Source organism: Streptomyces sp. NPDC048479 (assembly GCF_040651435.1).
Lineage (GTDB): Bacteria > Actinomycetota > Actinomycetes > Streptomycetales > Streptomycetaceae > Streptomyces.
Window position 1 is genome coordinate 22925 of sequence record NZ_JBEZKA010000018.1, and the last position, 22446, is coordinate 45370.

Genomic DNA, 22446 nt, shown 5'->3' on the forward strand with positions numbered 1-22446 from the left:
CCTACAGGGGGAGAGCCGGGCCGATCGGACGAACAGGTCGCCCCCACCCACCACGGCACAAGGGTGCTCGACCACACCAGGAGGCAAAGTGAACGGCGATCGGGACGAGATCCACGGGGGCTGGAACATTCCCGTCGATGATCAGTCCGACGCGGAGCCCGCCGAGATGACGGGTGAGTTCACCATCGACTACACCCCGCCGGCCTGGTACACGCAGAACGCGTCGGGCGACACATCGGGCGGGGGTGCGGGCCAGCAGGGGCTCACGCCTCCTCCCGCGCCGCCCAACGGTCCGCCGGTGGCGGTGCCGGGGCTGCCCGCGGGCAGTGGCTTCGAGCCGAGCTGGGCGCCGACGCCTCCTCCGGCACAGGTTCAGGCACCCGTGCCGGCGCCTGCTCCTGCCCCTGCCCCTGCCCCTGCGCCCACGCCCGCTGCTGTGCCGCCGGCTCCGGCTCCGGCTGCTGAGGCGGCCGCCGAGCCCGCGCCGCAGCCTTTCGGGGGCGGCGATATCGAGAGCGGGGCGACCATGCGGTTCTCCCCGGCCGCGCTGAAGCGCGAGATGGAGGAGCGGGCCGCGGCAAAGGAGACGGAGGAGTCGGGCTCCGGTATCGGTTCCGACTCCGGTTCCGGCCCTGGTTCTGTCTCCGGCACTGGTTCGGAGGGCGCAGCGGACGATTCCGCCGACGCCGAAGCCGAACCCCAGGGCGAGGCTCCGGCCGGTGCCGCCGAAGCCGACGCGTCCGAGGCCGCCTCCGTGGATGACACCGCGGACTCGGTCGGCGACGAGCCGCAGGACTCCGACGGCGACGACGCCGAGCGCCGTAACGAGGCCGCCCCGGCCGACGCGGAGGTACCGGCGGACGCGGAGGTACCGGCCGAGGAGCCGGCCGACTCCGTACCCCAGGACGCCGCCCCGGCCGACTCCGTACCCCAGGACGCCGCCCCGGCCGACTCCGTACCCCAGGACGCCGCCCCGGCCGACTCGGTACCCCAGGACGCTCCGCCCGCGCCCGCGCCGGTTCAGCCGTGGTCCCCGACGCCCCCGGCACAGAGCACCGGACTGCCGCCGCTGCCGCCCGCCTTCCAGCCGGCCGCACCGACGTCCGCGCCGCAGTGGCCGGTATCCGCGCAGACCAACGACCAGTCCGCCCCGCCGCAGGCTCAGCTGCCGGCGCAGAACGGTCCTCAGGCCGCGCCCGCGTGGCAGACGCCCGCCCCGGCAGCCGCGCCCGTTCCCTTTGTTCCTGAGCAGCAGGGCGGTTACGGGTTCCCGCAGCAGGGCCGGGCCGGTGAGCCCGCGCCCGGCGCGCCGCTGCCCCCGGCCGTCCCGGCCCCCGACGCGCAGAACCCGCACGGCGGTTACGGCTTCCCCCAGCCCGGACAGCCGGTGCCGGGACAGCCCGCCCCGCACGGCTACGGTTTCCCGCAGCCAGGACAGCCCGGCCAGCCCGCAGCACACGCGCCCGTACCGCCGCAGACGCCGAACCTGCCCGCGCCCGCCACACCCCCTCACGCCGCGCCGCAGAGCGGTTACGGGTTCCCGCAGCAGGGCCAGCCCGTTCCGCCGTCGCCCGCGCCCGCCGTGCCGCTGCCCCCGGCCGTCCCTGGCCCCAATGCACAGGCCCCGCACGGCGGCTACGGCTTCCCCCAGCCCGGACAGCCCGGCCAGCCCGCAGCACACGCGCCCGTACCGCCGCAGACGCCGAACCTGCCCGCGCCCGCCACGCCCTATCTGCCCGCGCAGCAGGGCCAGCCACAGGCTCCTCAGCAGCCGCAGGCCGCGCCCACCGACCCGCGGACCGGTGCCGCCTGGCCCACGCCGGTCACGCACGACCAGCGCGAGCGTTCCGTGCCCGGCGCCCCGCTCGGGTACACCGCCGCCGTCGAGCTCTCCTCCGACCGTCTGGTCCGGGGCAAGCAGAAGGCCAAGAGCAGCCGCAATCCCTCCAGCGCCGCCCGCTTCAAGCTCGGCGGCAAGAAGGAAGAGGCGGAGCGGCAGCGCAAGCTCGACCTGATCCGTACACCGGTGCTGTCCTGCTACCGGATCGCGGTCATCAGCCTCAAGGGCGGCGTCGGCAAGACCACGACGACGACCGCGCTCGGCTCGACCCTGGCCACCGAGCGGCAGGACAAGATCCTGGCGATCGACGCCAACCCGGACGCCGGCACGCTCGGCCGCCGGGTGCGGCGCGAGACCGGGGCCACCATCCGTGACCTGGTCCAGGCGATCCCGTACCTCAACTCGTACATGGACATTCGCCGGTTCACCTCGCAGGCGCCCTCGGGTCTGGAGATCATCGCCAACGACGTGGACCCGGCGGTCTCCACGGCGTTCAACGACGAGGACTACCGGCGTGCGATCGACGTACTGGGCAAGCAGTACCCGATCATCCTGACCGACTCCGGTACCGGTCTGCTCTACAGCGCGATGCGCGGAGTGCTGGATCTGGCCGACCAGTTGATCATCATCTCGACGCCGTCCGTGGACGGCGCGAGCAGTGCGTCGACGACACTGGACTGGCTTTCCGCCCATGGGTACGCCGAGCTGGTGCAGCGTTCTCTCACGGTCATCTCCGGGGTCCGCGAGACCGGCAAGATGATCAAGGTCGATGACATCGTTCAGCACTTCCAGACGCGCTGCCGCGGTGTGATCGTGGTGCCCTTCGACGAGCACCTGTCGGCCGGCGCCGAGGTCGACCTCGACATGATGCGCCCCAAGACCCGTGAGGCGTACTTCAACCTGTCCGCGCTGATCGCCGAGGACTTCGTACGCGCTCAGCAGCAGCAGGGGTTGTGGACCGCGGACGGCAACCCGCCGCCGCACCTGGCCCCGCCGATGCCGGGCCACCAGCAGGCGCCGGGGCAGCCGATGCCCGGACAGCCCATGCCCGGACAGCCGTACCCGCCGCAGCAGCCGTACGCGCAGGGTCAGCCGCAGCCGCCGTACGGTGGCCAGCCGCCGTACGGTGGCCAGCCGCCGTACGGTGGCCAGCAGCCGTACGGTGGCCAGCAGCCGCCGCAGGGTCAGCAGCCCTATCCGCCGCAGGGCTGGCAGCAGTCGCTGCCCTCCCAGGCGCAGTCCCCCGCGAGTCCGCCCGCACCTTTCCACGGACAGCCCGGACAGCCCGGCCAGCCGGTCCAGCCCGGTCCGCAGGGCCAGCCGGGTGGTCCGGGACAACCGGATCTGCAGGGGCCCGTACCGCCCGCCGGATGGCCGCAGCAGCAGCCTCCACAGGCACCGCCAGCCCCTCAGCAGTAGCGCGACAGAGGTCTCAACCAATGAGGGCCCGCACCGTCTCCACGGTGCGGGCCCTCATTGCATTCCCGCAGCCCACACGGGGTTTGACGGATCGTTGACGCAACTCGCCACCGCTGATAAACCTTCGCTTCACCTTCTCCGAGCGACTGATGACGCGAGGTGCCCGTCCCATGGCCACAAAGGTTCCACCCCGTATCCGACTGCTTCTGGCCTACGGCGCCGCCGCCCTGTTGGTGGCCGGCTCGGCAACCCCCTCGGCCCAAGCCGCCGACGACGGAGGCAAGAAAGTCCTCACCGTCGCCGTCTCGCAGAGCGTGGACTCCCTGAGCCCGTTCCTGGCGCAGAAGTTGGTCAGCACCACCATCCACCGACTGGCCTACGAGTACCTGACGAATTACGACGTCAAGGACGCCCACCCGATCCCCGGCCTCGCCACCGCGTGGAAGCCGTCCCCGGACAAGCTGACGTGGACGTACACCATCCGGAAGAACTCCAAGTGGTCCGACGGGAAGCAGGCCACCGCCGAGGACGCCGCCTGGACCTTCAACAAGATGATGACGGACGAGAACGCGGCCACCGCCAATGGCAGCTTCACGGCCAACTTCAAGAAGGTCACCGCACCGGACCCCGAAACACTGGTCATCGAGCTGAAGAAGCCGCAGGCCACCATGGCGGCGCTCGACGTCCCGATCGTGCCCAAGCACGTCTGGGAGAAGGTCGGAGACTTCTCGAAGTTCAACAACGACAAGAAGTTCCCCATCGTCGGCAACGGCCCGTTCATCGTCACCGACTTCAAGGTCGACCAGTTCGTCAAGCTCAAGCCCAACAAGGACTTCTGGCGTGGGACACCCAAGTTCGACGAGCTGGTGTTCAAGTACTACAAGGACGGTGACGCGGCGGTCGCCGCGCTGCAGAAGGGCGAGGTCTCCTTCGTCCAGGGCCTCACGCCCGCCCAGGCCACCGCCCTCAAGAGCGCCGACAACATCAAGGTCAACGACGCGCCGGGCCGCCGCTTCTTCGCCCTGGCCACCAACCCGGGCGCCAGGTCGAAGGACGGCAAGACCTTCGGCAGCGGCCATACGGCGCTGCTCGACCCGTCCGTCCGCAAGGCCCTCTTCCACGCCACCGACCGCAAGACCATCGTCGACAAGGTCTTCCAGGGGCACGCCGTGGAGGGCGAAGGCTATATCCCGCCGCGCTTCGAGTCGTACTTCTGGAAGCCGGACGCGAGCCAGAGGATCGCGTACGACCCGGCGAAGGCTGCCACGCTCCTCGACCAGGCCGGCTACAAGAAGAACGGCAGCGGCAAGCGCGTCGGCAAGGACGGCAAGGCGCTCGACCTCCGTATCCTCTGCCACGCCACCGACCCCAACGACAAGGCGATCGGCAAGTATCTGCAGGAGTGGTGGGGCGAGCTCGGCATCGGGCTCAAGGTCGACTGTCTCGACAATGTCTCCGACCCGTGGGTCAAGGGCGACTACGACCTGGCCTTCGACGGCTGGTCCGTCAACCCGGACCCGGACTTCGTCCTCTCCATCCACACCTGCTCCGCACTGCCTGCCACGCCCAAGGACACCGGCGCGACCGACAACTTCATCTGCGACAAGCAGTTCGACGGGCTGTACGCGCAGCAGACCGCGGAGTACGACGCCGCCAGGCGGACCGGCCTGGTCAGGCAGATGGAATCCCGGCTGTACGACACGGGCTACATGAATGTCCTCGCGTATCCGAACGCCGTCGAGGCGTACCGTACCGACCAGATCAAGTCCATCAAGACGATGCCGGAGGCCGCGGGCAATCTCTGGGGTCAGGACGGCTACTGGAGTTGGTGGTCGGCCGAGCCGGCCGCCGGTGACGGCAGCTCCGACAGCGGCGCTTCCAAAGGCGTCGTGATCGGCATCGGCGCGGCTGTCGTCCTCGCCGCCGGACTCGGGCTCTTCGTGATGATGCGCCGCCGTTCCAGCGCGGAGGACCGTGAATAGTCGATGAGCACTACGAGCACGACAAGCACCACCGCTGTGGCGCGGGTCCCCGAGGCCCGCGCCGCGAGCGGCAACGTACGCGCCTATCTCCTCTATGTGGCGGGCAAGCTGGGCGGCGCGGCGATCTCGCTGCTCGCTGTGCTCGTCACCAGCTTCTTCCTCTTCCGGATCATCCCGGGCGACCCGGTGAAGGCCATGACCCATGGCATGCCGACGTCCGCCGAACAACTGGCCACACTGCGCCGCCAGTTCGGTCTCGACCAGCCGATGTGGCAGCAGTTCACCGACTACTGCGCCAAGGCGCTGACGGGCGATCTCGGTACGTCGTACCAGTTCCACGCGCCCGTCGGCGAACTGATCACGCAGAAGGTGCCGGCGACGCTCCTGCTCACCGGTGCCGCCGTGATGATCTACTCGGCGCTCGGGCTCTGGCTCGGCACCCGCTCTGCGTGGCGCCACGGCAGCCTCGGCGACAAGCTCAACACCGGTGTGGCGCTGACCCTGTGGTCCGTGCCGGCGTTCTGGCTCGGCCTGCTGCTGATCATCACCTTCTCGGTGGGCGTCGGTCCCGTCCCGGGAATGTTCCCCACCGGCGGCATGGAGTCCGGTGACAGGACCGGCTTCGCGTACGTCACCGATGTCGCGCACCACATGGTGCTGCCGGTCACCACTCTGGTCGCGGTCGGATACGCCCAGACGCTGCTGGTGACACGGTCCTCGCTGCTGGACGAGATGGGCAGCGACTATCTGACGACGGCCCGGGCGAAGGGGCTGCGGGACGACGTCGTACGCCGCCGGCATGCCGTTCCGAACGCGCTGCTGCCCACCGTCACCATGGTCTTCATCAACCTCGGCCATGTGGCGGCCGGTTCGATCCTCGTCGAGACGGTCTTCTCCTGGCCGGGCCTGGGCGGGCTCTTCTACCAGGCGCTGAGCGTGCCCGACCTGCCGCTTGTCCAGGGCCTCTTCGTGGTCTTCGCCGGCGCGATGATCCTGATGAACCTGTTCGCCGACCTGCTCTATCCACTGCTCGATCCCCGGGTGGGCCGATGACAACGACCCCGGTCACCAAGACCACACAGACCGCGTCCTCGCTCTCCTGGGCGCGCCGCCGCGACTCGGTGGCGCGTTTCTGGCGCTCGTACCGCACCCACCGGACGGGACTCTTCGGCCTCGGCGCGCTGGCGCTCATCGCGCTGGTGGCGCTGGCCGCTCCGCTGCTCGTCGGCGCCGATGTGCAGAGCGTGACCAACGCACCGGGGACGGCGCTGGAGCGGCCGAGCGGTGAATTCCCCCTCGGCACCGACCAGTTCGGGCGCTCACTGCTCGGGCTGCTGGTGTGGGGAGCGAGGATCTCGCTCACCGTGGGACTGCTGGCGGCCACCCTGTCGGTGGCCATCGGCACCCTCGTCGGCATCATCGCCGGTCACTACGGCGGCTGGTTCTCGACCGTCCTGATGCGGATCACGGACTGGTTCCTGGTGATGCCGACGCTGGTGCTGGCGATCGTGCTGGCGACCGTGATGTCCCGGAGTGTGTGGACGGTCGTCATCGCGATCGGCGTGACCAGCTGGCCGACGACGGCACGGCTGGTGCGCGCACAGACCATCGCGGTCGAGTCCCGCCCGTACATCGAACGCGCGAGGGCGCTCGGCGGCGGACACGGCCACATCATGAGCCGTCATGTGCTGCCCAATGTGATGCCGCTGGTCCTCGCCCAGACGACGCTCGGTATCTCGAGCGCGATCCTGACCGAGGCGACGCTTGCGTTCCTCGGCCTCGGTGATCCGACGATCGTCTCCTGGGGCGGCATGCTCCAGGACGCGCGGGAGGCGGGCGCGGTCTCGTCGGGCCACTGGTGGTATCTGGCGCCGCCCGGTATCGCCATCGCGCTGGTGGCGCTCGCCTTCACGCTGTGCGGGCGCGCGATCGAGTCCGTGCTCAACCCGAAGCTGGGGGTGGCTCGTTGAGCCTGCTCGAGGTCAGGAACCTGCATGTGACATACGGCTCCGGGGCGCGGGCGGTGCCCGCCGTACGCGGCGTCGACCTCAGCCTGGAGGCCGGCCGGAAGCTGGGCATCGCGGGCGAGTCGGGCTGCGGCAAGTCGACGCTCGCCCTGGCTCTGCTCCGGCTGCTGCCCGCATCCGCCAGGCTGACCGGCGAGATCCTGCTCGACGGGGAGGACGTCCTCACCATGAAGTGGGGGCGGCTTCGGGCCGTGCGGTGGGCGGGCGCGTCGATCGTCTTCCAGGGTGCTATGCACTCGCTCAACGCGGTGCACCGGATCGGCGACCAGATCGCCGAGCCGATCCTGCTGCACCGGAGGGCGACCCCGGCGGCGGCGAAGAAGCGCGTCGCCGAACTCCTCCACCAGGTCGGCCTGCCCGCCGCCCGCGCTGACGCCTATCCGCACGAGCTGTCCGGCGGCCAGCGCCAGCGCGTGATGATCGCCATGTCTCTCGCCTGCGACCCCCAGCTCATCGTGGCGGACGAGCCGACCACGGCGCTGGATGTGATGATCCAGGCGCAGATCCTGCGGCTGATCGAGCAGCTGGTCGCCGAGCAGGACATCAGCCTGCTGATGATCAGCCACGATCTGGCGGTGCTCGCCGACACCTGCGACCGGCTGGCGGTGATGTACGCGGGCCGGGTCGTGGAGGAGGGCCCGGCGCAGAGGGTGTACGGCGCGGCGGAGCATCCGTACGGACAGGCCCTGTCCGCGGCCTTCCCACGCATCGGCGATCCCGCGTCGCGCCGGGCGCCGCGCGGCCTGCCCGGCGATCCGCCGGACCCGTCGGCGCTGCCGGGCGGCTGTGCGTTCCACCCGCGCTGCCCGGTCGCCCTGGACGCGTGCGCGGAGGGGGACCAGGTGCTGGCCACGGCGGGCGACGGGCATCGGGCGGCGTGCGTGCGCGTGGGCGCCGCGGCGGGAGCGGAGGAGCGGCTGTGACATCGCCCGAGCTGCCGAACCCGCCCGAGCTGCCGAACCCGCCCGAGCCAGCGAACTCGCCCGAGCTGCCGTACTCGCCCGACCCGCAGCGCCGTCAGGAGCCAGCCGTGATCACCACTCCCCTGCTCTCGGCCGCCGGGCTGAACGTCACGTTTCCCGGGCGGCGCGGCGGTCCTTCCGCCCGTGCCGTCGACGGCGTCGACCTGGACATCGGCGCGGGCGAGATCGTCGCGCTGGTCGGTGAGTCCGGCTGCGGCAAGACGACGCTGGCCCGCTCGCTGCTCGGCCTGGTGCCGCCCACGTCGGGGCGGGTCACCTTCGGCGGCAAGCCGCTCGACTACGGCTCACGCGCGCTCAAGACCTACCGCAAGCGCGTCCAGCTGGTGCTCCAGGATCCGAGCGGCTCCCTCAACCCACGGCACACCGTGTACGACGCGGTGGCCGAGGGCCTGCGGATCCACGGGTACGCCGGGGACGAGCGCGAGGCCGTCGCCGAGGCGCTCTCCCGGGCCGGGCTGCGGCCTCCCGAGCGCTTCTTCCTGCGGTATCCGCACGAGCTCTCCGGTGGTCAGCGCCAGCGCGTCGTCATCGCCGGCGCGCTGGTTCTGCAGCCCGAGCTGATCGTCGCCGACGAGCCGGTGGCCTCACTGGACGCGTCCGTACGCGGCGAGATCCTGGCGCTGCTGCTGCGCCTGCGGGACGACCTGGGTCTGTCCGCACTGGTGGTGACCCATGACCTGGGCCTCGCGTGGAACATCGCGGACCGGGTCGCGGTGATGTACCTGGGCCGGATCGTGGAGTCGGGCTCGGTCGAGGACGTACTGACGAACCCTCAACACCCGTACACGCAGGCCCTGCTGTCGGTACTGCCGGAATCGGACGGTGCGCCTGTGGTGCTGACGGGCGAGCCGCCGGACCCGTCCCGGATCCCGCCCGGCTGCCGTTTCCACGCACGCTGCCAGGTGCTGGCGTCGGGTGAGGCGGAGCGGGCAGGGGTCGCGGACAGCTGCCGTACGAGGGACCTTCCCGTACTGGCGAGTGCTGCGGGCGCCCAGGTGGCCTGTCACTGGGCCGGGCGGGACTAGAAACTGTCCGGTGGTCCGGGGTCAGGGCCCAGGATCACCGGACAGGAGTCCTCAGGCGACGCCGATGATCTCGCGGCAGCGTTTCACGTCATCGGCGATCGCCTCGAGCAGCGCCTCGATCGAGTCGAACTTCTCCTGGCCCCGCACATACGCCAGGAAGTCCACCGCCACATGCAGCCCGTACAGATCAAGACCCACGCGGTCGATGGCGTACGCCTCCACCGTTCGCTCCGTGCCGTCGAACTGCGGGTTCGTGCCCACCGAGATCGCCGCCGGCATCCGCTCGCCGTCCGCGGTCAGCCACCCCGCGTACACCCCGTCCGCCGGGATCGCCGTATGCGGCAGCGTCTCCACATTCGCCGTCGGGTAGCCCAGCTCGCGGCCGCGCTGCGCGCCGCGCACCACCACGCCCTCGACGCGGTGCGGGCGGCCGAGGATCTCGGCGGTGCCCTCGACATCGCCTTCCGCGACGAGGCGGCGCGTCAGGGTCGAGGAGAACGGCTCGCCGCCGCCGGCCTCGCCGCTCACAAACAGGTCGACGACCTCGACCTCGTAGTCGTACGTCTCGCCGAGCTCGGCCAGGTACGCGACATTCCCGGCCGCCTTGTGGCCGAAGCGGAAGTTCGGCCCCTCGATGACCGCGCATGCGTGGAGCTTGTCGACCAGCACCTTCACGATGAAGTCGGCCGGCGACAGCTTCGAGAACTCGGTGGTGAAGGGGAGGATCAGCACCGCGTCGACGCCGAGCTCCGCCATCAGCTCCGCGCGCCGGTGGTGCGGTGCGAGCAGCGGCGGGTGGCTGCCGGGCCGTACGACCTCGCTCGGGTGCGGGTCGAAGGTGACGACGACCGACTGCACGCCGAGCTCGCGCGCCCGCTCCACTGCCCGCCCGATGATCAGCTGGTGCCCACGGTGCACGCCGTCGTAGGAGCCGATGGTGACGACGCTGCGTCCCCAGTCCTGGGGGATGTCCTCCAAGCCACGCCAGCGCTGCACTGTGACCGCTCCTCGCCCGAACCTGTGTACGTGATTGCCGATTACGCAGGTCTAAGACTGCCATGCCCGTCGCTTTCGGTTCGCATCGGCACCGGACTGCCGAGCCTCTCGGCCGTCGGGGACCTCGCGGGCCGGCTCGACCAGCCGCCGGTCGTAGCAGGTCGCGCCCTCGGGGGGACGGACGAGGAGCAGGCCGGTGCGGTGCGCAAGCTCGGGGTTGCGCGCGCTCGTACTCCTCCAGCAGTACATCGAGGACTCGACCCGCAGCAACCGCGGGGCGGGGCTGCCGGACGCGGCGAGTACCGGCGGGAACGCTCCGCGCCGCAGGCCGGTGAACAGCGGGAACAGTGCGGCGCGGGCGGGCGGGCGCTGCTCGAGGCGTCGGTCGACGTACGCGGCGGCCTGTGCCACGCCGTCGGGCCGGTGGTCGATGTACTCACCGACCAGCGCGGCGGCACGGCGGGCGAGAGCCGGAGTGCTGACCTCCGCGAGGGCATGCAGCACATCGCCGACGCCCTCGCCCTCGCCCGGGTGGTGGCTGCCTGGCCTGGAAGGCGGCGAGGACGGGTTCGGGGTGGGTGGTGAGCGCGGCCACGAGTGCGCTCGCGGGCAGCCGGGTCGCCGCCGCGGAATGCCGCGAGTGCCCTCTCGAGATACCTGGCGCGGGTTCCCGGATCAAGGACGAGGAGCGGTGGCCAGTCCGTACGCGGCGGCCGCGGCGCGGCGCTCGGGCCGCGGGTCGTGGGCCCAGCGGTCGAGGGCCCGGCGCAGGACGGACGGCTCCTCTTCCGCGAGCACGGCGAGGAGCTCGTCGGCGCGCGGGTGGGCGGTGGCGACGAGAGCCTCGGCGAGGTCGTCGGGTGCGAGGCCCCGGCAGGCATACAGCAGCGCCTGCGCGGCGACGGCGACAGTGGGCCGTATCCCGGCGTTCGGGCCCGAGGGCAGCGGTGTCCCGTCGGTGAACCAGCGGCACAGCAGCGGCTGTACGACGCCGGGGTCCGCGGTGAGCCGCGCGGCGACGGCATCGAGGTAACGGCGCCCGGTCCGGCCCCCGGGCACTCCGTCGGCGGGCACCAGCCGCCGCAACAAATCGATCCGCTCCTCCTCGGTCACCCGCAAGCGGTCCCAGAACCAGGGCCCGAACTCGCCGAACCGAGGTGTTGGGGACCGCCTTCGCGTACGGAACGCTGGGTGATCCGCTCAGCGAGCAGCCGCAGGGTGGGGAGATACGTCCCGGCGTCGGGCACCCGCAACAGGACCTCCCCAAGGAGATGGGCACCCCACCACTGAGCGTCGTCGAGCTTCTGCGCGCCTGCTTCGGCCGCGGAGCCCCCTGCCCACGGGCAGCCGGGAGCGTGCCCGCCCGCCGGAGCACCACCGGGGCCGGGTGCGGCCCCGCCCACGCGGCGAGGATACGTCCTGCCTGCCGGATCGCGCGGGCGACCGCGTTGGCGACGGAGGTGTCGTCGGCGTGCAGATCGGCGCCGCGCAGCCACACGGTGGGCGCCGGTTCCGCACCGCGGGTACGGCGGGCGGCGAGCGCCGAGAGTTCGGTCGTACGGCCCGTCCCGGGATCGCCGACCAGGCCCATGACCAGCCCGGCGAAGGACGCGAACTCCCGTACGCTGTCGGGTCGTTCAACGGGATCGGGCCACACGCTCGGCCCGCCGACCGACCCCGTGGACGTCGCGGTGAGCTCCAGCACGCCGGCCAGGTTGAGGTCGTGCCCGTACCCGGGAACCGTCGCCGCATTGCGCCGCAGCAGCTCGGCGAGCGGCCCGTCCGGCGGGAAGCCCGGGGCCCGCAGCGGCAGCGCGAACCCCGCCGCCCGGTGCCCCGCCTCCAGCGCGGTGCCGAGGACGCCCAGCACCGCACCTGTCATGGCGTCCAGCACCGGCCCCCCGACAGCTTCGCCACCCAGCCGCAGGGCATCTCTGCCGTCCGTCCCGATCGCCAACTCCATCGCGTCGCCGACCAGATGGAGGCGATCGGTCGCGATGTACGTCACCTGCGCCGCCCCGAGCACTCGCGCCTCCCGCCAGCCATGGGCCGCGAGCCGTACATACGTCCCCGTCTCGACCCGCTCCCGCGTGCTGATCGGCAGCGGCCGTACCCCGAGCCTCGGTGCGTACCAGTGCCAGTCCGGCCTCGGGCAGGGGAACCACGGCGTCGGCCTCGGCGAGACAGGTACGCCCGCCGGGCGCGTGCAGCACGACCCGGACCAGCCCGTCGACCGCCTCATGACTGGTCACGACCGTGCCCCGGTCGTCGGCGACGAACCCGGTCCCGCGCGGCCGCCCCGCCGGATCGCAGATACGTACCAGCGTCGCCAGGTCCCCGCGTCCCATGCTGTCGACGTTAGGTCGGCAGTGATCAGCGGGAGAAGGACGCGTACCGAAAGCGCCCCCGAATACACCCGCGGTTCACTCCGAGCGCCCGCCCGATGGGGTGAATCCGGGGGCCGCGGTGGATAGACACCTTCGGAGGGGGATCGTGGAACGGGCAGCGGCCCTGCCCGTTCCACGGTGCGGCCACCGGCCGCGCGAGCTCAGCCGAAGACGGCGAGGCTCTTGGCCTTGCCCTTCTGCTCCTCCACCAGCACCAGGAAGCACCCGTCGGGTCCGAAGACCGCCACCGGCGCAGTGTCGTACGCCGGCATGTCCAGCCGTACGCCGTTGGTCAGGAGCTTCGCCTGCTTCTCGTCCACGTCCCAGCGCGGGAACGCGGCCGCGGCGGCCTCGGCGATCGGCATCACCGTCAGCTCCTCCTGGAGCTGGTCGAGCGTCTTCGCCGCATCGAGTCCGTACGGACCGACCCGAGTGCGCCGCAGCGCCGTCAGATGCCCGCCGACGCCCAGATCGGCGCCGAGGTCACGGGCGAGGGCGCGGATGTACGTACCGGACGAGCAGACCACCGAGACCACCAGGTCCACAACCGGCGTCCCGTCCTCGGCAACGGTCTCCCGGACGTCGTACACCTGGAACGACGAAACGGTCACCGGGCGGGCCGGGATCTCGAAATCCTCGCCGCCGCGGACGCGGGCGTACGACCGCTTTCCGTCGATCTTGATGGCGCTGACCTTCGACGGAACCTGCATGATCGCGCCGGTCAGCCTGGCCACGCCGGCGTCGATGCCGTCCCGGGTGACCGCGGACGCATCGGCCGAGGAGGTGATCTCACCCTCCGCGTCGTCCGTGACGGTGTTCTGCCCCAGCCTGATGGTGCCGAGGTACTCCTTCTCGGTGAGTGCGAGGTGGCCGAGAAGCTTGGTGGCCTTTTCCACGCCCAGCACCAGTACACCGGTTGCCATGGGGTCGAGCGTCCCCGCGTGTCCGACGCGGCGGGTCCTGGCGATCCCGCGCATCTTGGCGACGACGTCGTGCGAAGTGAAGCCGGACGGCTTGTCGACGATGACAAGGCCGTCCGGCGTCTTGTTCTGCTGTGTCATTCGGAGGCTTCGTCCCCGTCTGCGTCCTCGTCCTCCGGCTTGCGGTACGGGTCCGCATCGCCGGCGTACTTGGCGCCCGAGGACACCTCACGCACCTTGGCGTCGGAGGCACGCGCCTTGTCGAGCAGGTCCTCGATCGTCTTGGCGTTCTCCGGGAGGGCGTCCGCCACGAACGTCAGGGTCGGCGTGAACTTCGTCCCCGCCGCCGCTCCGACCGCCGAGCGCAGAACGCCCTTGGCGCTCGCCAGCCCGGCTGCCGCACTCGCCCGGTCCTCGTCGTCGCCGTACACCGTGTAGAAGACCGTGGCCTCCCGCAGGTCGCCGGTGACACGAGTGTCCGTGATGGTCACGTGCGTACCCAGGCGCGGGTCCTTGATGCCGCGCTGCAGCTTCTCGGCGACCACCTCCCGGATGAGGTCTGCCAGCTTCTTCGCCCGCGCGTTGTCGGCCACTGGTCCTTCTCCTTCTTTGCCTTGCTCAATCAGTCTTCGTCGCTGTGGAGTCTGCGTCGAACCGACAGCAGCTCCACCTCCGGCCGGGCGGCGACAAGGCGCTCGCACCGGTCGAGTACATCTGCGAGGTGCCCCGTGTCCCCGGACACCGCGGCCAGGCCGATCTCGGCCCGGCGGTGAAGATCCTGACCGCCCACTTCCGCCGCGCTCACCGCGTATTTCCGCTGGAGCTCGGCAACGATCGGGCGGATCACGGAGCGTTTCTCCTTCAACGAACGTACGTCGCCGAGGAGCAGATCGAAGGACAGTGTCCCCACATACATGTATGTCCGGATGTCCCGCCGGTACGGGTTAGAGGGCCCTGCCCGCTCTTGGCAGGGACACAAGAACCGTACACGGAACGGCCGGGGCCGATCGACGGAAATACTCTCCGCCGACCGGCCCCGGACCGGATGCCGTGCGTCAGCTCTTGCGTCAGCCGCGCGGCTTCTCGCGCATCTCGTACGTCGCGATGACGTCGTCGATCTTGATGTCGTTGAAGTTTCCGAGGTTGATACCGCCCTCGTAGCCTTCGCGAATCTCGGTGACGTCGTCCTTGAAGCGGCGCAGACCCTGGATGTTGAGGTCCTCCGCGATGACCTTGCCGTCGCGGACGAGGCGCGCCTTGGTGTTGCGCTTGACCTCGCCGGAGCGGATGAGAACACCCGCGATGTTGCCCAGCTTGGACGAGCGGAAGATCTCGCGGATCTCCGCCGTACCGAGCTCGACCTCTTCGTACTCCGGCTTGAGCATGCCCTTGAGGGCCGCCTCGATCTCCTCGATGGCCTGGTAGATCACCGAGTAGTACCGGACGTCGACGCCTTCGCGCTCCGCCATCTGCTGGGCACGCCCGGCAGCGCGGACGTTGAAGCCGATGACGATGGCGTCGGAGCCCATCGCCAGGTCGATGTCCGACTCGGTGACCGCACCCACACCGCGGTGCAGCACGCGGATGTCGACCTCTTCGCCGACGTCGAGCTGGAGCAGTGAGGACTCGAGAGCCTCCACCGAACCGGACGCGTCGCCCTTGATGATGAGGTTGAGTTCCTGCACCAGACCGGCCTTGAGCGCCTCGTCCAGGTTCTCCAGGGAGAACCGGACACCCTTGCGGGCGAAGTTGGCGTTCCGCTCACGAGCGGCACGCTTCTCGGCGATCTGACGGGCCGTACGGTCCTCGTCGACAACCAGGAAGTTGTCGCCGGCACCCGGGACATTGGTGAGACCGAGGACGAGGACCGGAGTCGACGGACCCGCCTCTTCCACGTTCTCGCCCTTGTCGTCGAGCATCGCGCGGACACGGCCGTACGCGTCACCGGCGACCATCGTGTCGCCGACGCGCAGCGTGCCTCGCTGGACCAGAACGGTCGCAACGGCACCGCGGCCGCGGTCGAGGTGAGCCTCGATCGCAATACCCTGCGCGTCCTGGTCCGGGTTGGCCCGCAGGTCGAGCGAGGCGTCCGCGGTGAGGACCACGGCCTCCAACAGGCTCTCGATGTTGAGGCCCTGCTTGGCGGAGATGTCGACGAACATCGTGTCGCCGCCGTACTCCTCGGCCACCAGACCGAACTCGGTGAGCTGACCGCGCACCTTGGTCGGGTCGGCACCCTCGACGTCGATCTTGTTGACCGCGACCACGATCGGCACGTCGGCCGCCTTGGCGTGGTTCAGCGCCTCGATCGTCTGCGGCATCACACCGTCGTTCGCCGCCACCACGAGGATCGCGATGTCGGTGGACTTCGCACCACGCGCACGCATGGCGGTGAACGCCTCGTGACCCGGGGTGTCGATGAAGGTGATGGCGCGCTCTTCACCGTTGACCTCGGTGGCGACCTGGTACGCACCGATGTGCTGCGTAATACCGCCGGCCTCGCCCGCAACCACATTCGTCTTGCGGATCGCGTCCAGCAGTCGGGTCTTACCGTGGTCGACGTGACCCATGACGGTCACGACCGGCGGACGGGACACGAGGAACTCCTCGCCGCCCTCGTCCTCGCCGAACTCGATGTCGAAGGACTCGAGCAGCTCGCGGTCCTCCTCCTCGGGGCTGACGATCTCGAGGACGAAGTTCATCTCGTCCGCGAGCAACTTCAGCGTCTCGTCGGAGACGGACTGCGTGGCAGTGACCATCTCGCCGAGGTTCATCATCACGCCGACGAGCGACGCCGGGTTGGCGTTGATCTTCTCCGCGAAGTCGGTCAGCGAGGCACCGCGCGACAGACGGACGGACTGTCCGTTGCCGCGAGGCAGCATGACGCCGCCCACCGACGGGGCCTGCATGGCCTCGTACTCCTGGCGCCTCTGCCGCTTCGACTTACGGCCACGACGCGCCGGGCCGCCGGGACGGCCGAAGGCGCCCTGCGTGCCACCACGGCCGCCGGGACCACCCGGACGTCCGCCGAAGCCGGGACGGCCACCGCCGCCACCGAAGCCGCCGCCACCACCGGGGCCACCGCCACCGGGACGACCGGCGAAACCGCCGCCGCCACCGGGACGACCGCCACCGCCGCCGCCACCGGGACGACCGGCGAAACCGCCGCCGCCACCGGGACGACCGGCACCGGCGCCGCCGGGACGACCGCCGCCGCCACCGCCACCGGGACCGCGACCGCCGCCACCGGGGCCGCCACCAGGACGGGGACCGGCAGCAGGACGCTGCGGCATCATGCCGGGGTTCGGACGGTTACCACCGGGGGCACCGCCAGGACGCGGAGCGCCGCCCTGCGGGCGGGGCATACCGCCCGGGCTCGGACGGGCGCCGCCCTGACCCTGCGGACGGGGAGCGCCGCCGGGACCACCCTGCGGACGCGGGGCACCGGGACGGTCCTGACCGCCGCCGGGGCGCGGGGCGCCACCCGGACGGGGCGCCTGCGGGCGCGCCATGCCGGTGGAGCCACCAGAGGTGAAGGGGTTGTTGCCCGGACGGGGACCCGCCGGACGGTTGCCGCCGGGACGCGGGGCGCCCTGACCGGCGGGGCGCGCCGGACGATCGCCACCACGGCCACCGTCACGGCCGCCGTCGCGCTGACCGCCGGCCGGAGCCGGACGGGCGGAGCCACCGGCAGGACGAGGCCCGGGGGTGGCACCCGCGGGACGCGAGGGGGCCTGCGGCGCTGCGGGCTGGGCCGGAGCCGGGGCCGAGAACTCGGCCGCGGGCACCGGAGCCGCCGGAGCGGGCTTGGCCGGTGCGGGCTTGGGACCCGGACGCGGACCCGGAGAGGCCGGGGCGGCGGACGGGGTGCTGGGGGTGCTGCTCGCCGGAACCTCGGCTGCGGCCGGCTTGGGGGCCGGGGCGCCGGGCTTGGGGGCAGCGGGACGGGCCGACGACGCCGGGGAGGGCGCGCCGGGCTTGGCGGGCGCGGCCTTACGAGGCGCGCCGGGCTTCGCAGCGGACTTGCCGGCGTTGCCGCCGGGCCCCTGCAGTGCGTCAGTCAACTTGCGTACAACCGGCGCCTCGATCGTCGAGGACGCCGAACGGACGAATTCACCGAGTTCTTGGAGCTTGGCCATGACGACCTTGCTCTCAACCCCGAACTCCTTGGCGAGTTCGTATACCCGGACCTTAGCCACTTCGCTCCTTTTAGGTCCGGGTTACCGCCGGACCGTCGCTACTTCATGGGCGTACTCATCGCGTACTCATCGAGTGCTCATCGCAATCTCGACCTACTTCCAACTCGCGAGGTACCTGACCGCACGGGGTTCCGTGCCGTACTTCTTCTTACGGTGCTGCCTGCTCGACATACCGGCGTACATCCGCGGTATCGAGCTGCCCCTTGGCCCTGAAGGCCCGTGGGAACGCTCGGCGGCGGACCGCCAGGTCGAGACAGACCAAGGCGGGGTGTACATACGCACCCCGGCCGGGCAGCGTACCGCGATCATCGGGGACGCAGGCGTCTCCGATCATCACGATGCGCAGCAGATCGCTCTTGGCCGCTCGCTCCCGGCATCCCACACAGGTTCGCTCAGGGCATACGCAGGCATGCGTCCGACCAGACACGTCTAAGTCTACCTCCCCGGACCGACCTCACCCCTTTGGGGCAAAAATCGAACGGTTGTTGTCTTGATCCAGGTGACATCCCGCCGTCAACGCAACGGAATCCCGCCCGCCCCGACGGTCCGGGGGTGTCCCCCGGGAGGACACGGCATTCCTCAGCCCTGTTCGGAGCCCCGGTCCCGGTCGGAGTCCCGGTCCGGACCCTGGTCGTCGCTCTCCTCCGTGTCGGGGCGGATGTCGATACGCCAGCCGGTGAGACGGGCGGCCAGGCGGGCGTTCTGCCCCTCCTTGCCGATCGCCAGCGACAGCTGGTAGTCGGGGACGGTCACCCGTGCGGAACGGGCGCCCATGTCGACGACCTCGACCTTGCTGACGCGGGCCGGCGAGAGGGCGTTGGCCACCATCTCTGCCGGGTCGTCCGACCAGTCCACGATGTCGATCTTCTCGCCGTGCAGCTCGGCCATGACATTGCGCACCCGGCTGCCCATCGGGCCGATGCACGCGCCCTTGGCATTCAGGCCCGAGCGGGTCGAGCGAACGGCGATCTTGGTGCGGTGGCCGGCTTCGCGGGCGATCGCCGCGATCTCGACCGAGCCGTCCGCGATCTCCGGGACCTCGAGCGCGAAGAGCTTCTTCACCAGGTTCGGGTGAGTGCGGGACAGGGTCACGGACGGGCCGCGCACACCCTTGGCGACCCGGACGACGTACGTACGCAGCCGCAGACCGTGGGTGTACTCCTCGCCCGGCACCTGCTCCTGCACCGGCAGGATCGCCTCAAGCTTGTCGTCCAGCCTCACCAGGACGTTCTTCGGGTCCTTGCCCTGCTGCACCATGCCGGCGACGACATCGCCCTCACGGCGGGCGTACTCACCGAAGGTGACGTCGTTCTCGGCGTCCCGCAGCCGCTGCTGGATGACCTGACGGGCGGTGGTCGCGGCGATACGGCCGAAGTCGGAGGGGGTGTCGTCGAACTCCTTGGCCTCCTGCCCCTCTTCGAGGTCGGCCGCGTCCTCCTTCGCCCACACCGTCACATGGCCGGTGTCCCGGCTGAGCACGACGCGCGCGTGGCGTCGGCTGCCCTCGGTGCGGTGGTACGCGATGAGGAGGGCCGACTCGATCGCCTCGACCAGCAGGTCGAAGGGGATCTCCTTCTCTTGTGCCAAGCCCTTCAGGAGCTTTACGTCGATGTCCACGGCTACGCCTCCTCTTCCTTCTTGTCCTTGCGGTTGAACTCGATCTCCACCCGTGCCTTGGCGATGTCCGCGAAGGTGACACGGCGGGCGGTGGGCTTGCGCCCCTTCACGCCCGGCACTTCGAGGTCGAGTCCCTCGTCGTCCACGGTGAGGATGCGGGCCACCAGCTCTTCGGCCGTTTCGCCATCGTGCAACTGGAGCTTCACCAGTCGGCCGACGGCGCGTACGTAGTGGCGGTGCTGGGTCAGGGGGCGGTCGGCGCCCGGCGAGCTCACTTCGAGGACGTACTCGCCCTCGCCCATCGCGTCCGTCTCGTCCAGCTTCTCGGAGATCGCGCGGCTCAGCTCGGCACAGGCGTCCAGCTCCACGCCCTCGTCGGAGTCCACGATGATCCTCAGCATGCGGCGCCTGCCCGCCCGGGACACCTCGATCTCTTCCAGATCCAGGTCCGCGGCGCTGACGAGCGGTTCCAGCAGCCCGCGCAGCCTCTCGCTCTGGGTGGTGCTCATCCGGGTGACTCCTCGGCCGCGTGTGCTGTTGTGGGATCGTCGCGTGTCAGATCAAAGGGTATCCGGTCCCAGGGGGTGTTGCCGTCCACCTGCTCCGGACCCGCAGGTACGCTCGCCTGCGGCGATGATCACTGCGGGCCCGAGGGAGAGACGCGTGGGGCGCACGGGCACAACACGGAGGCGTGCGCTCATCCTGACGGGGGCAGCGGCGACCGCACTGTTGACGGGCTGTTCGACGGATGAGCCCGAGGGACGGCGTACGGCGGGCTCGGCGCCCGATGCGGCGCGCGCGGAGGCGGCACTACGGCGCAGGCTCGCCGCCACGAGCGGCGCGCTGCGTGACCAGTACGACGCCGCCATCAGGCAACATCCAGCGCTGGCCGGGCAGTTGACCGCTCTGCGGACGGCGGTAGCCGAGCACGTGACGGCGCTCGGGGGGACGACGCGGGTGGCACCACCGGTACCGGTTCCGGCCGATGCCGGGGCCGCGGTCAAGGCACTGGCCGCGACTGAGCGCCGTACCTCCGACGCGCACACGGCCGCCCTTGTCGATGCGGAGCCCGAGCTGGCCCGGCTGCTCGCCTCCGTCGCGGCGGCCGGCGCCGCGCATGCGTATCTGCTGACGAAGGGTGGCGCGCGATGAGCACGCCGGACGCGCCGGCGGCCGTACAGGCCGCGCTGGAGGCCGTACAGGCCGCGCTCGCCGCGGAGCATGCGGCGGTGTACGGGTACGGGGTCGTCGGCGGCCGGATCGGCGAGGACCGGGAGGACGAGGCCCAGGCCGCGTACGCCGCGCACCGGGCCCAGCGGGACGCGCTGGTGCGCACCGTGCACGATCTGGGCGGGGCGCCGGCTGCGGCGGCCCCTGCGTACGCGCTGCCCTTCCCGGTGCCGGACGCGGCCGCGGCGGTGCGCCTCGCCGCGGTGCTCGAGGACCGGGTCGCGGGTGTCTACTCCGATCTCGTACGGGCCGCGGAAGGGCCGCTGCGGCGGGAGGCCGCGGGCTCGCTGCGCGAGGCGGCCGTCCGTGCGGTGCGCTGGCGCGGCAGCGGCGTAGCCTTTCCTGGGCTCGCCGAGCGGAGTGGGCGTCCAGCGCGCTGAAGCGGAAAGGGAAAAACGGACGTATGGCTTTCGAACCGCCGCAGCGGCTCGTCCGGGCACTCGGTGAGACCTACGGGGACACGGCCGCGGACGACTGGCTCGGGCAACTGCCCAAGACCGTCCAGGAGTCGGTGGACCGGTGGGAGCTGGACGTCGAGCGGGTGGTGGCGCCGGGCGGCAGGAGCAGTCTGGTCGTCCTCGTACGACAGCCCGACGGTACGGTCGCCGCGCTGAAGGCCGCCCCGTCCTTCGCCGCGCCGGCACTGGAGCGGGCGGCGCTGGAGCACTGGGACGGCTGGGGCGCGGTGCGGCTGCTCGCGTCGTCGGAGGACGCGCTGCTGCTGGAGCGGCTGCATCCGGAGGTGTCCCTGCGGTCGCTGCCGGAGGCGAAGGCGTTGCTGGAGGCGGCGGGGACGGTGCGGCGGCTGTGGGTCGAGCCGCCGGCGGACCATGGCTTCGAGACGGTGGCGGAGCGGACGGCGCGGCAGGCGGACGCGGTGCGTGCGTTCGCGGATCCGGCGGCGGCTTCAGTGGTCGCCGCGGCGCTTGACGCGCGCGACGAGCTCACGGCCCTGTCGCCCGAACTCCTGCTGCTGCACGGCAACTTCCGCCAGGGCAAGGTCCTCGCGGGCGACCGCACGCCGTGGCTCTCGGTCGGCCCGGAGCCGCTGGTGGGTGAACGCGCCTACGACCTGGCGCGCATGGTCCGCGACCGGGTCGAGGACCTGATCGCGGCGTCGTCGGGTGCGTCTGCGGCCCGCCGCCGGGTGAACAAGCTGGCGGACTCGCTGGAGGTGGACCGGGAACGCCTGCGCGGCTGGACGTTGTTCCGGGCGGTGGAGTCGGGCACGCGGGCGATTGCGGCGGGGCGGCGCGGGGAGGGCGAACTGGCGCTGGAGTTCGCGGGCTGGCTGTTGTAGCCCGCGGGTCCCGTCGGTGCCCCGGCTCCGGGGCGCGGGCCGGGGCAGCCTGCGGCGCGCTTGCCGCTACCCGCCCCTTCCCGAAACTGAGGGCGGTGCCCCCAAGGCCCCGGGGGCAGAGATACGTGGAGGCTGACGCCCCCACACCCCAGGGCCGCCGGCTTCGCGGCGTAGGGGGCTCGGCCCCCACACCCGCAGGGCGCCGGCCTCACGGCACGGGTGCTCGGGCCACACCCCAGGGATCCCAAGCCCGCAGCATGGACGCTCAGGCCCCACATTCGCAGGGCGCCCGCCCCGCAGCAGGGGGCTCGGGCCCCCGCCCCAGGGATCCCAGCGCCGCAGCACGGGGGCTCGGGCCCCAACGGCCCAGGGCGCCGGCCCTGCAGCACGGGCGCGCAGGCCCCACATCCGCAGGACGCCATCCTCACGGTGTGGAGGCCAGGCCGCACATCCGCAGGGCGCCAGCCCCGCTGCACAGGCGCGCAGGGGCAGGGCGCCCGCCCGGCAGCAGGGGGCTCGGG

At 71.4% G+C, this 22446-nt stretch carries 20 protein-coding genes and 1 pseudogene; 9 read left to right on the forward strand and 12 right to left on the reverse strand.

Features of this window, described 5'->3' with window-relative positions; translation table 11 throughout:
- Positions 1–88 precede the first annotated feature (88 nt).
- The 6 genes from AB0D12_RS25950 (at position 89) to AB0D12_RS25975 (ending at position 9276) form a co-directional block, all read left to right on the forward strand.
- Positions 89–3259 carry an SCO5717 family growth-regulating ATPase gene (locus AB0D12_RS25950; RefSeq protein ID WP_362687420.1) on the forward strand — a complete coding sequence of 1057 codons (3171 nt, stop codon included), beginning with the start codon at positions 89–91 and terminating at the stop codon, positions 3257–3259.
- 170 nt (positions 3260–3429) lie between these two features.
- Positions 3430–5241 (forward strand): ABC transporter substrate-binding protein, encoded by a 1812-nt coding sequence (locus AB0D12_RS25955; RefSeq protein WP_362687423.1) that lies wholly within the window; start codon positions 3430–3432, stop codon positions 5239–5241.
- A 3-nt stretch (positions 5242–5244) separates the two neighbouring features.
- Positions 5245–6294 carry an ABC transporter permease gene (locus AB0D12_RS25960; protein WP_362687426.1) on the forward strand — a complete coding sequence of 350 codons (1050 nt, stop codon included), beginning with the start codon at positions 5245–5247 and terminating at the stop codon, positions 6292–6294.
- The gene (locus AB0D12_RS25965; protein WP_362687429.1) at positions 6291–7211 is read left to right on the forward strand and encodes an ABC transporter permease; all 921 of its coding nucleotides are present in this window, start codon (positions 6291–6293) and stop codon (positions 7209–7211) included. The genes AB0D12_RS25960 and AB0D12_RS25965 overlap by 4 nt, the downstream gene beginning before the upstream one ends.
- Positions 7208–8191: an ABC transporter ATP-binding protein gene (locus AB0D12_RS25970; RefSeq protein WP_362687432.1), complete on the forward strand. Its 984-nt coding sequence runs from the start codon at positions 7208–7210 to the stop codon at positions 8189–8191. The genes AB0D12_RS25965 and AB0D12_RS25970 overlap by 4 nt, the downstream gene beginning before the upstream one ends.
- 107 nt (positions 8192–8298) lie before the next feature.
- Positions 8299–9276 carry an ABC transporter ATP-binding protein gene (locus AB0D12_RS25975; protein WP_362687740.1) on the forward strand — a complete coding sequence of 326 codons (978 nt, stop codon included), beginning with the start codon at positions 8299–8301 and terminating at the stop codon, positions 9274–9276.
- Positions 9277–9327: 51 nt separating this feature from the next.
- On the opposite strand, the gene AB0D12_RS25980 is transcribed toward AB0D12_RS25975, so the two are convergent.
- From AB0D12_RS25980 to rimP, 12 genes and pseudogenes are all read right to left on the reverse strand, one after another.
- The gene (locus AB0D12_RS25980; RefSeq protein ID WP_362687435.1) at positions 9328–10272 is read right to left on the reverse strand and encodes a bifunctional riboflavin kinase/FAD synthetase; all 945 of its coding nucleotides are present in this window, start codon (positions 10270–10272) and stop codon (positions 9328–9330) included.
- A gap of 51 nt (positions 10273–10323) precedes the next feature.
- Positions 10324–10776, reverse strand: coding sequence for a hypothetical protein (locus tag AB0D12_RS25985; protein WP_362687438.1), 453 nt, complete (start codon positions 10774–10776; stop codon positions 10324–10326).
- Positions 10777–10947: 171 nt separating this feature from the next.
- On the reverse strand, positions 10948–11385 hold the full coding sequence (locus tag AB0D12_RS25990; protein ID WP_362687763.1) for a hypothetical protein: 438 nt from the start codon (positions 11383–11385) through the stop codon (positions 10948–10950).
- Positions 11382–11675: a hypothetical protein gene (locus AB0D12_RS25995; RefSeq protein ID WP_362687766.1), complete on the reverse strand. Its 294-nt coding sequence runs from the start codon at positions 11673–11675 to the stop codon at positions 11382–11384. The genes AB0D12_RS25990 and AB0D12_RS25995 overlap by 4 nt, the downstream gene beginning before the upstream one ends.
- A pseudogene (locus AB0D12_RS26000) lies at positions 11675–12620 on the reverse strand (trypsin-like peptidase domain-containing protein); the annotation flags it as partial. The gene AB0D12_RS25995 and the pseudogene AB0D12_RS26000, both read right to left, overlap by 1 nt.
- A gap of 200 nt (positions 12621–12820) precedes the next feature.
- On the reverse strand, positions 12821–13720 hold the full coding sequence (gene truB, locus AB0D12_RS26005; RefSeq protein WP_362687441.1) for a tRNA pseudouridine(55) synthase TruB: 900 nt from the start codon (positions 13718–13720) through the stop codon (positions 12821–12823).
- The gene (rbfA, locus tag AB0D12_RS26010; RefSeq protein ID WP_327326406.1) at positions 13717–14172 is read right to left on the reverse strand and encodes a 30S ribosome-binding factor RbfA; all 456 of its coding nucleotides are present in this window, start codon (positions 14170–14172) and stop codon (positions 13717–13719) included. Before rbfA ends, truB begins: the two co-directional genes overlap by 4 nt.
- Before the next feature lie 29 nt (positions 14173–14201).
- Positions 14202–14495, reverse strand: coding sequence for a DUF503 domain-containing protein (locus AB0D12_RS26015; protein ID WP_362687444.1), 294 nt, complete (start codon positions 14493–14495; stop codon positions 14202–14204).
- A gap of 151 nt (positions 14496–14646) precedes the next feature.
- Positions 14647–17778: a translation initiation factor IF-2 gene (gene infB, locus AB0D12_RS26020; RefSeq protein WP_362687447.1), complete on the reverse strand. Its 3132-nt coding sequence runs from the start codon at positions 17776–17778 to the stop codon at positions 14647–14649.
- Positions 17779–17926: 148 nt separating this feature from the next.
- Positions 17927–18205: a YlxR family protein gene (locus AB0D12_RS26025; RefSeq protein WP_362687450.1), complete on the reverse strand. Its 279-nt coding sequence runs from the start codon at positions 18203–18205 to the stop codon at positions 17927–17929.
- Positions 18206–18357: 152 nt separating this feature from the next.
- Positions 18358–19395 carry a transcription termination factor NusA gene (nusA, locus tag AB0D12_RS26030; RefSeq protein ID WP_362687453.1) on the reverse strand — a complete coding sequence of 346 codons (1038 nt, stop codon included), beginning with the start codon at positions 19393–19395 and terminating at the stop codon, positions 18358–18360.
- Between the two features lie 2 nt (positions 19396–19397).
- Positions 19398–19904: a ribosome maturation factor RimP gene (gene rimP / locus AB0D12_RS26035; RefSeq protein ID WP_362687456.1), complete on the reverse strand. Its 507-nt coding sequence runs from the start codon at positions 19902–19904 to the stop codon at positions 19398–19400.
- Between the two features lie 154 nt (positions 19905–20058).
- On the opposite strand from rimP, the gene AB0D12_RS26040 reads away from it, so the two are divergent.
- Genes AB0D12_RS26040 through AB0D12_RS26050 form a run of 3 tightly spaced genes read left to right on the forward strand, consistent with a single transcriptional unit; the run spans position 20059 to position 21925 of the window.
- Positions 20059–20547: a hypothetical protein gene (locus tag AB0D12_RS26040; protein ID WP_362687459.1), complete on the forward strand. Its 489-nt coding sequence runs from the start codon at positions 20059–20061 to the stop codon at positions 20545–20547.
- On the forward strand, positions 20544–21005 hold the full coding sequence (locus AB0D12_RS26045; RefSeq protein ID WP_362687462.1) for a DUF4439 domain-containing protein: 462 nt from the start codon (positions 20544–20546) through the stop codon (positions 21003–21005). The genes AB0D12_RS26040 and AB0D12_RS26045 overlap by 4 nt, the downstream gene beginning before the upstream one ends.
- Positions 21006–21028: 23 nt before the next feature.
- Positions 21029–21925 (forward strand): aminoglycoside phosphotransferase family protein, encoded by an 897-nt coding sequence (locus tag AB0D12_RS26050; RefSeq protein ID WP_362687465.1) that lies wholly within the window; start codon positions 21029–21031, stop codon positions 21923–21925.
- The last annotated feature ends 521 nt before the right edge of the window (positions 21926–22446 follow it).